The sequence below is a fragment of the Streptomyces odonnellii genome (assembly GCF_000981895.1).
In the GTDB taxonomy this organism is placed as follows: Bacteria; Actinomycetota; Actinomycetes; order Streptomycetales; family Streptomycetaceae; genus Streptomyces; species Streptomyces odonnellii.
This window is the reverse complement of sequence record NZ_LATD01000310.1, coordinates 1-10,605: the sequence shown is the minus strand read 5'-3', so window position 1 is coordinate 10,605 and position 10,605 is coordinate 1. Positions and strand designations below refer to the sequence as shown.

Genomic DNA, 10,605 nt, shown 5'->3' with positions numbered 1-10,605 from the left:
CGGCCGGACAGGGCCTAGGGCGTGTCTTCAAAGTCCCGTCTGCCCGGCGACGCCTGGCACGCACGCTCGCCGCGTTGTCGGGATCATCCAAGTACGTCCAGTACAAGGACGACCCTCCGCCTTGCGATCGCACGCACCAGACGCCGCCGGGCCCGCCCTTCGGGCGGACGACGCTACTTTGAAGACACGCCCTAGGGCGCGTATCGAGTCGTGATCTAGTGGCGCAGCAGCCAACGCCAGCGAGGCTGTTCGAGCACGGCCGACGTCGCGGCCAGCGCGGTCGCGACGACCGCCGCCCATGTGGGCCACGCGAACCACGGTGCTACCGCTGCGGCGGCCACTTCGAGGAGCACGAGCAGGAACATTGCCGCGCCGGGGATCGTCACCGGCGGGTCGAAGGGGCGGTCGCCGGGTGTTCCGACGACGGCCGGCAGTCCGATCAGCAGGACCAGCGCGGTGATCGCGATCGTCCAGTCGACCCGGTGCAGCGCCCACGGGGTGGCCGTCCAGCCGATGAGTTCGGTCAGGAACCGCAGCCCGGAGGTGGCGTTGGTGCGGTTCGGGGAGTCGGCGGCCTGGGTCATGATCCCTCCCCGGCATGGAGCGGCGCGGTGTCGGGTCCGCCGTTGGCGGCCTCGGCGCGCATGCCGTTGATGAGGGTGTCGACGACGAACCGGTAGCTGTCGGCGGGGTCGCGCTCCATCTGGAAGGCGTCGTCGCTTTCGAGGCCGACGAAGCCGTGGATGACGGTGCGCAGGGCTCGGACCGCGTCGGTGGCGCGCTCGTCGGTCAGCCCGAAGCCGGCGACCACGTCGAACAGGATCTGCACTGTTTCGTGGGCCACGGCCTGGTATTCCTCGTCTTCGGGGTGCGGGGCGCGGACGCTGGCGGCGTACCGACCGGGGTGGTCGAGGGCCCACTTCCGGTACGTCTCGGCGATCGTGCGGACCGCGTCCGGACCGGACCGGCCGACGGCAGCCCGGGCCAGGACGGCGCCGATGTCGCGGACGGCCTGGAGGCCGACGCCCCGCTGGAGGGCGTCCAGCGAGTCGACGTGCTTGTACAGCGACGGTGTCCGCACGCCGACCCGTTCGGCCAGCAGGCCCATGGTCAGGCCGGCGAAGCCGACCTCGTCGGCGAGTTCCGACGCGGCCGCGATGACCGTATCCCGGTCGAGTCCGGCCCTAGGCACGGGCCGTCTCCAGGAACGAGCGCACCAGGCCGGCCACTTCCGACGGGAACTGGACGTGCGGGTAGTGGCCGGCCCCCGGGAGCATCTCCAGCCGGCCGACGCCCTGCGGCAGCGCGGCCACGATGGCCTCGCCCTCGGCCTTCGGATCACCCCAGTCGGGATCGAGGGTGCCCATGACGACCAGGACCGGGCAGTGCACGTTGCCGAGTTGGGCACCGGCGTCGGCGGCGCTGTTCATCTGCTTCTGCAGGGCCTTCATCCGGCCCGGCTCGTGCAGCATGGCATCGGTGCGCTCAAGGCTCGCGGCCCAGTCCGCCGGGCGCGGCTGCGGGGTCGCGATCTCCAGGTACTTGAGCCACTGCTTGTGGCTGCCGAGCATCGCGACGGCCGAGATCGCCGTCGCGCCCTTGCGGTAGCGGGACATGCCCAGGGCGCTCAGCGAGTACTCCACCTTGCGGGTGAACGGCGCCAGTTCGACGACGGCGCTCACGAGCGCGGGCGCCTTGGCGGCGGCGATCGTCGCGGCACCGCCTGAGATGGAGTGGCCGACCAGCACCGCGGGACCGCCGAGGTGCTCGATCAGCGCGATCAGGTCGCCGGCGATGTCGGTGCGGGTGTAGGACGGCCACGTCGCGGTCGACTCGCCGCTGCCTCGCAGGTCCACGGCCGCGATCCGGTAACCGGCGGCCACCAGCTCCGGGACCATGAACCGATAGGCGTCGCGGCTCTGGCCGATCCCGTGCGCTAGCACCATCAGCGGCCCGGAGCCGGTCACTTCGTAGGCGAGGGTGCCGCCTTCCACGTTCAGGAACTCAGTCATGTCGACCTCCATGGGTAATCTCGATAGCCAAAAAGCTACTCGCATTAGCCAAAGGGGTCAAGGCCGGTGCGCGGGAATCCATGGCAAGCCCGGTGGGATGGGAACCGTCCGGCGCCGCGGGTGGGAGGAGCGCGGCACGGCACCGCATGATGGAGCCGCACGGCGACCGTGGCACGAGGGAGCTTCCGTTGACGGTGGGCTATGGGCGGGTTTCGCCTACGTGGTGGAGCCAGAGGTGGTAGATCGTCTTGCGTGACGCGTGTGCAACTGACCAACGAGGAGTGGCAGTTCAGAGGAGTGGCAGTTCATCGGGCCGTACCTACCGATCGGCGAGTACGGCCCGTACCCCGAGCGGCTGCGGCAGCAGTTCGAGGGTGTGATCCGGCGTTCAAGACCGGCGGGCAGTGGCGGGAGATGCCGCAGGAGTTCGGTGCCTGGTCGACCGTGCACAACCGCTTCCGGCAGTGGCGTGACGCCGGCGTGTTCGAGGCCCTTCTGAAAGGCCTGATCACGGAGGCCGCGAAGCCAGGCGAGGTCGACCTGTCTTTGGTCAGCATCGACTCCACCACCGCACGGGCTCACCACGACGACGCCGGGATGCACATGAACGAGGACGTGCTCACCGCTTTGGAGAAGGCTGCTGCCGAGGTCAAAGGGGGCGGCCTCGAAGAAGAAAGCGCGCAGGGCGCCGCGGCTGATCCCGAGCAGGACGAGCGACGACTCCTCCGGCACCGCCGAAAGCTCCGGCTGAAGGCTGCCCTGCTCGGACGCTCGCGGGGCGGGCAGACGAGCAAGGTCCACCTGGCCGCCGACCGCAGGTGTCGCCCGCTGGTGTTCGTCTTGACCGCAGGCCAGGCCGCCGACAGCCCGCAGTTCATCCCGGTGCTGGGGATGATCCGGGTCCGCGGCCCTGTCGCCGCCCTCGCACCCGGCCGCACGCGGTCGCCGGGGACAAGGCCTACTCACCGAACACCGTCGAACCCCTGATCAACAAGCTCAAGGCATGGCGAGGCATCGCGACCCGGTACGACAAGACACCGGACAGCTACCTCGCCGGACTCCACCTGCGCGCGTCGATGATCTGGATCAAAGACCTCACCCGAAGCACCCATTGATCACGACTCAATACGCACCCTAGAAGGCCGCCACCTCGGACAGGCGGCCTTTCCCGGCGGGCCGCTCACTTCGTGGGCGGCCCGCCCTGGTGTTTCCCCGTGGACGGTCCGCCGACGTCAGGGCGTGGCCGCGGCGGCTTGGAGCATGTCGAGGGAGACCTGCCACAGGAGGGCCGCCCGTTGGGGGTCCATGGCGTGGGCCGCCACGCCGCGGCGGATTCCGGGCCGGTGCGGGGCGGCCTCGTTGCAGTCTTCGAAGTACCGGCCGGTGACCCCTTCGACCAGGGGGGACGCGGCGAGCAGCACCGAGGTGGCGGCGCCCTGCGGGATGTCCTTCCAGGACACGTCGGTGCTGGTGGCGTCGAACGCGGTCGGGCTGTTGGAGATGTCACCGATGTGGCGGCCGAGCCGGGTGGTGGTGATGCGGCCGGGGTTGAGGGCGTTGACCGCGATCCTGTCCGGCGCCCAGCGGCGGCTCGCCTCGACGGCGAAGAGGACGTTGGCGGTCTTGGACTGGCTGTAGGCGGCCCACGGGTCGTACGGCTGCCGCTCGAAGTTGATGTCGTCGAACAGGACATCGCCGTTGACGTGCCCCACCGAACTGACGACGACCACGCGGGCCCCGCGCGCCGCCGCGAGGGCGCTGTGCAGACCGGTGGCGAGGGCGAAGTGCCCGAGATGGTTGGTGGCGAACTGGAGTTCCCACCCCTCGACCGTCCGCTCCAGCGGTGCGGCCATCACACCGGCGTTGAGGACCAGCATGTGCAGTGGCCCCTGCCAGGCCGCCACGAACGAGCGCACCGAGGCCTGGTCGGTGAGGTCGAGCGGCGCGGCGTGCACGCTTCCCGGGCCGCTCGGCGGGGTGATCTCCCGGGCGACCCGCGTCCCCGTGGCCAGGTCGCGGACGCCGATGGTGACCTCGGCGCCGGCGGCGGCCAGCGCGCGGGCGGTCTCCCGTCCGATTCCGGAGGCCGCGCCGGTGACGACGGCCCGCCGGTCACCGAGGCCGGTCCCCGCGGCCACCTCGGCGGCGGTCGTCCGTGCCCCGAAGGGGAGGGTGATCAGGTTGTCGGTCATGACGTGCTCCAGGGCAGGTGATGCGGGGGACGTGCGCACGGCCGGTGGCGCGCGGGCGCGGCACCGCCGTACTCTCTTATCCGGAACTGGTTCCGGTTCGCTAGCGACGGTAAGCGGAACTAGTTCCGGTTGCAAGTGGTGGCGCGAAGTGGTGGCACGAGGGGAGCGCGGATTGAGCAGCAGCGACGGTGCGGGTACGACGCGGGGTCACAGGTCCCTGCGTGCCGACGCGCGGCGCAACGAGGACCGGCTCCTGGAAGCGGCGGCGGCCGCATTCGCCCGCGAGGGAGCGGGAGCGTCGGTCAAGGACATCGCCCGCGCGGCCGGCGTCGGGGTCGGCACCCTCTATCGCCGCTTCCCCTCCAAGGAACTGCTGATCGAGGCGGTCTACCGGCACGAAGTGCGGCGGCTGTGCGATTCGGCACCGCACCTCGCGGCCACGCTGCCCCCGGTGGACGCCCTGCGGACATGGATGGAGGACTTCATCGACTTCATGACCGTCAAGGGCGGCATGGCCGACGCGCTGCGCGTGGTGCTGACCGACGACAACGAGAAGACGCACACCCGGGCCCTGCTGGCCGACGCCATCGCCCACCTGCTCGCCGCCGTCGGGGAGCGGTCCCCGGGGCGCCCCCGGGCCGATGCCCAGGACGTCCTCATGGCCTTGGGCGGGATCAGCCTCATGGCCTCCAGCGAGGGCCGGCGCGACCTCGCCGCCCGGCTCGTCCACCTGCTCCTGCACGGCGTCGTGGGGACCTGACGGTCCGGGGACGTGCCGTATGTGCGGCGGTGAGATGTTCCGGCCGGCGCCGCCCGGCCGGGGTACGGCGAGGGGAGCGCGGCCCGGCCCTGTCCGGCCGGTCTCCGGGGGCCCGCGACGATCGGCGGGACACCCCTTCCGGCCCCTGCCGCCTCTTCCGCCACCACGAGGCCGGCAAGAGGGCCCGGGTGTTCAGCGGCGTAAGAGGGCCGTCGTGTTCAGCGGCGGCGCGGCAGTGTCCGTTCCAGGCGCCGCCGCTCCGGGCCCTTCCGTATATGACGGACCGCGTCCGCCGCCGTCGCGCGGGCGTACCCGTCCGGCGGCTCGTCCGCCAGGATCCGGGCCAGCGCGTCGACCGCGCGCGGATCCTGACGTACCGCCAGACCCCGCGCCGCCCCGGCGGCCGTGCCGGCGTCCGGATCGTTCAGCCGTGCCGCCAGCGCCTCACGGATCTCGCGGCTGTCCGCGTCCACATCCGCCAGGGCCGGCACCGCCCGCTCCCTGACCGACGCGTCCGCGTCCCTGCTCAGCAGGATCAGCGCCCACACCGCGTCACGGTGACCGCCCGGTACGAGCCCGGTCAGGGCCAGCGCGGCCCGCCGCCGCACGCCCGTGTCCGGATGGCCGGTGTGCCGCAGGATCTCCGGCAGCGCCGCCGGATCGGCGTGCTGGCCGAGACCGACCACGACCGCGCGCACCAGCTCCGGCTCCACCGCCCGCCGGGACAGCTCCCGCAGCAGCGGCACCGCGCGGTCCGCGAACGGACTCGCCCCGTCCGCCGCCCCCAGCCGCGCCAGCACCTCCGCGCCGAACGCCTGCCGCAGCGGCTCGTCGCTCCCGCACCAGGCCGCGGCCTGCTCGAACGTCGCCTCGTCACCGCGCAGCCACAGCGCCGACACCGACTCGGCCCAGTCGTCCCGCTCGGGATCGCCGCAGCTCAGCGCCCGCTCCGCCAGCTCCTCGAACGGGGTCGCGAGCCCCAGCTCCGCTTCGAGCAGCGTGGCCACGGCCGCGTGCCCGGTCCGCTGCTCCTGGCCCGCCAACGGCACGCCGTCCCGCAGCAGTTCGACGACGACGGTCTCCGAGCCGTCCTCCTCGATCCGGCGCACCACCGTCTCGTACCCGTCGCCGTAGGCGCGCCACAGACCGTCCCGCAGCTCCCGTTCCACATCGAGCCCCATCCAGCGCCGGGCCTCGGCGAGCGCCGCCTCGTGCGCGCCCGCGCCGTACCGCAGCAGCACCCGTACGGTCGGCGGGGAGCCGTGGCGGGCGGCCAGCAGCAGGGGCGGCTCCCCGCCGGGGCCCGGCAGATCGGGGTCGGCGCCGTACTCCAGCAGTGCCTCCACCGTGTCCGCGAAGCCCTGGCGCACCGCCCACACGACCGCCGTCAGATCGAACTCCTCCCGGCTGTCCGGCAGCGCGCCGGCCGCGAGCAGCGCCCGTACCACCTCGGTGTGCCCGCCGCAGGCCGCCCCGCACAGCGGCAGGTCGCCGCCCTCCGGGCCGCTCGCCCGGTTCGGGTCGGCGCCCGCCGCCAGCAGCAGCCGTACCGCGCCGGGACGGTCACTGACCGCCGCGCGGTAGAGGGCCGTCTCGCCGTCCTCGTCGGTGGCCTCGGCGGGCACGCCCGCCCTCAGGAGCCGTACGACGGTGTCGTCCGCACCGCCCCCCACCGCCTCGAACAGGTCCGCGATGCCCGCTGTCGGCTCTTTCGTCATGCTTCGACTCTACGTTCCCCGGCCGGGCGTTCCACGGTCGGTCAGGTGTCGCAGTCCAGCACCGTCCGGCACAGCCCGCAGCGCGCCCGCACCCGGCCGCGGACCGGCACCCGGATCCGCTGGAGACAGGTGGGACAGGGGAACGAGACGCGCAGCCCGTCCCGCTCCCGTTCGAAGCTGTACGGCGAGAGGTCGCCCGGCGGGTCGGGGAGCGTGTCGCCCGGGTGCTCCAGCGCGTAACGGCGGTCCTTGGCGTACCGGTGCCGCCCCGACCAGCCGGCGGTGGTCAGCGGCGGCTGCTGCTCGTCGCGCAGCGCCTGCGCCCGGCCCTTCGTATACGAGGTGTAGCCCTGTGGGCTGGTGAACCAGACCCGGGGGTCCTCGTCGAAGACCATCGCCCTTTTGGCGAGAACGTAGCCGAACTCCTCCGGGGTCAGATAGCCGAGTTTCTGGCTGGAATCGCGGTTCTCGCGGTAGGCGTCGAGCAGCAGCCAGCCCGCGCCCAGATAGGTCGTGGCCGTGTCGGTGAGGATCTCGTTGTCGTGGGTGCCGGGAAAGCTCAGACCCAGTCGGTGCAGCAGGACATGGGTGATCTCGTGGGCGAGGGCGGCGCCGATGTCACGGCGGTGGGTGCGGAAGCGGTTGTTGAGCTCGATGAAATACTCGGGGCCCGCCGCCAGCTCGACGCTCGCCGCCTGGTCCATCTCGCGGAAGCTCACGATCATGCGCGCGTCGGGCAGCCGGAGCTGCTGGACCAGGGCGTGCGCGACCCGCTGGGTGCCGAGGTGGAGATCGTCCAGATCGGAGAAGGCGACATCGGCGGGGGCGACGCTGGGGGCGAAGGCGTGGATGCCCTCCGGCGTGAGCCGCCGGTAGAGCGCGGTGATCGCGGCCCGCGCCGTATCGAGATGCGGATAGCCGTGCACGACCTCGCCGCCGTTCGTCACGTCCGTACCCCCCTCACCCCGCGAGGACGGTCCACCTCGCGGGTTTCCTCGACGCCGGCGCCGTCACCCTCGTCAACCTCGCCGACCGGAATCCACTCTACGGGGCGGTGCGGACGGTCCCCTGTCCGATGAGCGGACGCCGACCGGCACATGCCGCCCCGGTGTGGCCGAAAACCGGTTCTTGTGGGGTGGCTGAACCGCCTCCCATAATCCGGATCACGCTTTCTTGTCGGGCCCATGTCAGGGCGACGCAACGCGCGTCAACCCGGACCCGGCGGGTCGGCTGACCCCACGCACGGCCACCGAGCACCACCCCCACATCCAGCCCCCCACGAAAGGCAGGCCATGAGTCTTCTGAGCGTTCTCAAGAGAACCGCCGCCGCCGGCACCGTCATCCTCGCCGCCTTCAGCCTCAGCCCGTCCGCCGCGTCCGCCGCGCCCGCGCCGGTCGCCAAGACCAAGGCCGTCGCGCCCGTCGCCCCGCCCGTCGTCGGCGGCACCCGTGCCGCGCAGGGCGAATTCCCCTTCATGGTCCGGCTCTCGATGGGCTGTGGCGGCGCGCTCTACTCGCCCACCGTCGTCCTCACCGCCGCGCACTGTGTGAGCGGCTCCGGCAACAACACCAGCATCACCGCCACCGCCGGTGTCGTCGACCTCAACAGCACCAGCGCCATCAAGGTCCGGTCCACCAAGGTCTACCAGGCCCCCGGCTACAACGGTGTCGGCAAGGACTGGGCGCTGATCAAGCTCGCGCAGCCCATCAACCTGCCGACGCTGAAGATCGCCACCACCACGCAGTACAACACCGGCACCTTCACCGTCGCCGGCTGGGGCGCGGCCACCGAGGGCGGCGGCCAGCAGCGCTACCTCCTCAAGGCGACCGTCCCGTTCGTCTCCGACGCGAGCTGCAACGCCTCGTACGGCGGCGACATCATAGCCTCGGAGGAGATCTGCGCCGGCTACGCGCAGGGCGGCGTGGACACCTGCCAGGGCGACTCGGGCGGCCCGATGTTCCGCCGGGACAGCGCCAACGCCTGGGTCCAGGTCGGCATCGTGAGCTGGGGCAACGGCTGCGCCCGGCCCAACTACCCCGGTGTCTACACCGAGGTCTCGACCTTCGCCTCCGCCATCGCCTCGGCCGCGTCGACTCTCTGACGTGAACCGGTAGGACAGCGGCACCGATCGAAGAGCCAGGGAGGGGCGGGTGCGGGCGTACGGGCCCGGCGCCCGCCCCTCCGGCGAGGCACCGCCGGAAAGGCCCGGGGCAGCCACGAAAGGGCCCGCGGCCGGACCGGGCCCCCGCACCGCCGGTCCCGCATCCTGAGCAGGCGCCGGCAGCCCCGCCCGTCGCGTCTAAGCTGCCGGACCATGACCACAGGCGACCCCGTCAACGAGCCCACCGAAACCACCGACGAGACGCTCATCGCGGAGTCCGTACGGGCCGAGCTGAACCGTTTGCGCGAGAGCATCGACAACATCGACGCCGCCGTCGTCCACATGCTCGCCGAACGCTTCAAATGCACCCAGCAGGTCGGCCACCTCAAAGCCGAACACCGGCTCCCGCCCGCCGACCCGGCCCGGGAGGCCCGCCAGATCGCCCGGCTCCGCCAGCTCGCCGAAAGCGCCCGGCTCGACCCGGGCTTCGCGGAGAAACTCCTCACGTTCATCATCGCCGAGGTCATCCGCCACCACGAGACGATCGCGGACGAGACCCGCGAAGGGCACGGCCCAGGCGCCCGCGCGAACGGATCGTAGCGCCGGCGCGACACCCCGTAACCCCAGGCGCGCCACGGCCCCGGAGCGCCCCGCACCGTGCGCTCAGAGCGGACAGAACCCTGCTGCGCGGCCCGTACCCCATCGGGCAGCATGGCCCCCATGTCCGTACTGACGCGCGACGAAGCGCAGCTCCGAGCCCAGTTCCTCGATGTCCACCGGTACACGATCGCGCTCGATCTGACCACCGGCGAGGACACCTTCGACTCCCGCACCGTCATCCGCTTCACCGCACGGGCCGCCGGAGACACCTTCGTCGAAGTCAAGCCCGCCGCGCTGCGCTCCGTCACCCTCGACGGACGGACACTCGACCCGGCGGAGCTCGACGGCAACCGGCTCGCGCTCACCGGACTCGACGCGGGAGAGCACGAACTGCGCATCGAGGCGGACATGCGGTACTCCCGCACCGGTGAGGGCATGCACCGCTTCACCGACCCCACCGACGGCGAGACCTACGTCTACACCCAGCTCTTCATGGAGGACGTCCAGCGCGTCTTCGCCGCCTTCGACCAGCCCGACCTGAAAGCCGTGTTCGAGCTGACGGTCACCGCACCGGAGGCCTGGACGGTGCTGGGCAACGGCATCGCGGAACCGGCCGGCGGGACCGGCGAGCAGGACCGCTCCGGCGCGCGGACCTGGACCATCGCCCCCACCCCGCTCATCTCCACCTATCTCGTCGCGGTCGCCGCCGGCCCCTGGCACTCCGTACGCACCGAACACGCCGGACTGCCCTTCGGCCTGCACTGCCGGCGCTCCCTCGCCCCCCACCTCGACGCCGACGCCGACGAGATCCTGGACATCACCCGCGCCTGCTACGACCGCTACCACGAGAAATTCAAGGAGCCGTACCCCTTCGACTCCTACGACCAGGCGTTCGTCCCCGAGTTCAACGCCGGCGCCATGGAGAACCCGGGACTCGTCACCTTCCGCGACGAATTCATCTACCGCTCCGCCGTCACCGACACCGAGCGGCAGACCCGCGCCATGGTGATCGCCCACGAGATGGCCCACATGTGGTTCGGCGACCTCGTCACCCTCACCTGGTGGGACGACATCTGGCTCAACGAGTCCTTCGCCGAGTACATGGGCTACCAGACCCTCACCGAGGCCACCCGCTTCACGGACACCTGGGTCGACTTCGCGATCGGCCGCAAACCCTGGGGATACGAGGCCGACCAGCGCCCCTCCACCCACCCCGTCGCC

The 10,605-nt window shown here is 71.8% G+C and carries 11 protein-coding genes; 5 read left to right on the top strand and 6 right to left on the bottom strand.

Going from position 1 to position 10,605, the window contains the following annotated elements:
* Nucleotides 1-215: 215 nt before the first annotated feature.
* From WH07_RS26845 to WH07_RS26835, 3 genes are read right to left on the bottom strand one after another with little or no spacing between them, the layout of a single operon-like run.
* Nucleotides 216-584: a hypothetical protein gene (locus tag WH07_RS26845; RefSeq protein ID WP_046505268.1), complete on the bottom strand. Its 369-nt coding sequence runs from the start codon at nucleotides 582-584 to the stop codon at nucleotides 216-218.
* On the bottom strand, nucleotides 581-1,192 hold the full coding sequence (locus tag WH07_RS26840; RefSeq protein ID WP_046505266.1) for a TetR/AcrR family transcriptional regulator: 612 nt from the start codon (nucleotides 1,190-1,192) through the stop codon (nucleotides 581-583). Before WH07_RS26840 ends, WH07_RS26845 begins: the two co-directional genes overlap by 4 nt.
* The gene (locus tag WH07_RS26835; protein WP_046505273.1) at nucleotides 1,185-2,012 is read right to left on the bottom strand and encodes an alpha/beta fold hydrolase; all 828 of its coding nucleotides are present in this window, start codon (nucleotides 2,010-2,012) and stop codon (nucleotides 1,185-1,187) included. Before WH07_RS26835 ends, WH07_RS26840 begins: the two co-directional genes overlap by 8 nt.
* A 201-nt stretch (nucleotides 2,013-2,213) precedes the next feature.
* On the opposite strand from WH07_RS26835, the gene WH07_RS42240 reads away from it, so the two are divergent.
* Nucleotides 2,214-2,999, top strand: a complete 786-nt coding sequence (locus WH07_RS42240) for a transposase (RefSeq protein ID WP_079023581.1) — start codon at nucleotides 2,214-2,216, stop codon at nucleotides 2,997-2,999.
* A 245-nt stretch (nucleotides 3,000-3,244) separates the two neighbouring features.
* Here WH07_RS42240 and WH07_RS26825 read toward each other — a convergent pair whose 3' ends face one another.
* Nucleotides 3,245-4,204: an SDR family NAD(P)-dependent oxidoreductase gene (locus WH07_RS26825; RefSeq protein ID WP_046505263.1), complete on the bottom strand. Its 960-nt coding sequence runs from the start codon at nucleotides 4,202-4,204 to the stop codon at nucleotides 3,245-3,247.
* Nucleotides 4,205-4,376: 172 nt separating this feature from the next.
* Here WH07_RS26825 and WH07_RS26820 point away from each other — a divergent pair, with 172 nt between their 5' ends.
* Nucleotides 4,377-4,964 carry a TetR/AcrR family transcriptional regulator gene (locus tag WH07_RS26820; protein ID WP_046505261.1) on the top strand — a complete coding sequence of 196 codons (588 nt, stop codon included), beginning with the start codon at nucleotides 4,377-4,379 and terminating at the stop codon, nucleotides 4,962-4,964.
* Between the two features lie 218 nt (nucleotides 4,965-5,182).
* Here WH07_RS26820 and WH07_RS26815 read toward each other — a convergent pair whose 3' ends face one another.
* Nucleotides 5,183-6,682: an ankyrin repeat domain-containing protein gene (locus WH07_RS26815; RefSeq protein WP_046505258.1), complete on the bottom strand. Its 1,500-nt coding sequence runs from the start codon at nucleotides 6,680-6,682 to the stop codon at nucleotides 5,183-5,185.
* Nucleotides 6,683-6,723: 41 nt separating this feature from the next.
* Nucleotides 6,724-7,629, bottom strand: a complete 906-nt coding sequence (locus WH07_RS26810) for a hypothetical protein (protein WP_046505255.1) — start codon at nucleotides 7,627-7,629, stop codon at nucleotides 6,724-6,726.
* A gap of 345 nt (nucleotides 7,630-7,974) precedes the next feature.
* Here WH07_RS26810 and WH07_RS26805 point away from each other — a divergent pair, with 345 nt between their 5' ends.
* From WH07_RS26805 to WH07_RS26795, 3 genes are all read left to right on the top strand, one after another.
* On the top strand, nucleotides 7,975-8,784 hold the full coding sequence (locus tag WH07_RS26805; RefSeq protein WP_046505252.1) for a S1 family peptidase: 810 nt from the start codon (nucleotides 7,975-7,977) through the stop codon (nucleotides 8,782-8,784).
* A 213-nt stretch (nucleotides 8,785-8,997) separates the two neighbouring features.
* On the top strand, nucleotides 8,998-9,384 hold the full coding sequence (locus WH07_RS26800; RefSeq protein WP_046505249.1) for a chorismate mutase: 387 nt from the start codon (nucleotides 8,998-9,000) through the stop codon (nucleotides 9,382-9,384).
* A 120-nt stretch (nucleotides 9,385-9,504) separates the two neighbouring features.
* The coding region (locus tag WH07_RS26795) for a M1 family aminopeptidase (protein ID WP_046505270.1) at nucleotides 9,505-10,605 on the top strand (1,101 nt) is incomplete at its 3' end.

Coding starts and splice junctions, on each gene's coding strand:
- WH07_RS26835 (WP_046505273.1), bottom strand. CDS start 2,012: ATGACTGAGTTCCTGAACGTGGAAGGCGGCACCCTCGCCTACGAAGTG.
- WH07_RS26845 (WP_046505268.1), bottom strand. CDS start 584: ATGACCCAGGCCGCCGACTCCCCGAACCGCACCAACGCCACCTCCGGG.
- WH07_RS26825 (WP_046505263.1), bottom strand. CDS start 4,204: ATGACCGACAACCTGATCACCCTCCCCTTCGGGGCACGGACGACCGCC.
- WH07_RS26800 (WP_046505249.1), top strand. CDS start 8,998: ATGACCACAGGCGACCCCGTCAACGAGCCCACCGAAACCACCGACGAG.
- WH07_RS26815 (WP_046505258.1), bottom strand. CDS start 6,682: ATGACGAAAGAGCCGACAGCGGGCATCGCGGACCTGTTCGAGGCGGTG.
- WH07_RS42240 (WP_079023581.1), top strand. CDS start 2,214: ATGGGCGGGTTTCGCCTACGTGGTGGAGCCAGAGGTGGTAGATCGTCT.
- WH07_RS26805 (WP_046505252.1), top strand. CDS start 7,975: ATGAGTCTTCTGAGCGTTCTCAAGAGAACCGCCGCCGCCGGCACCGTC.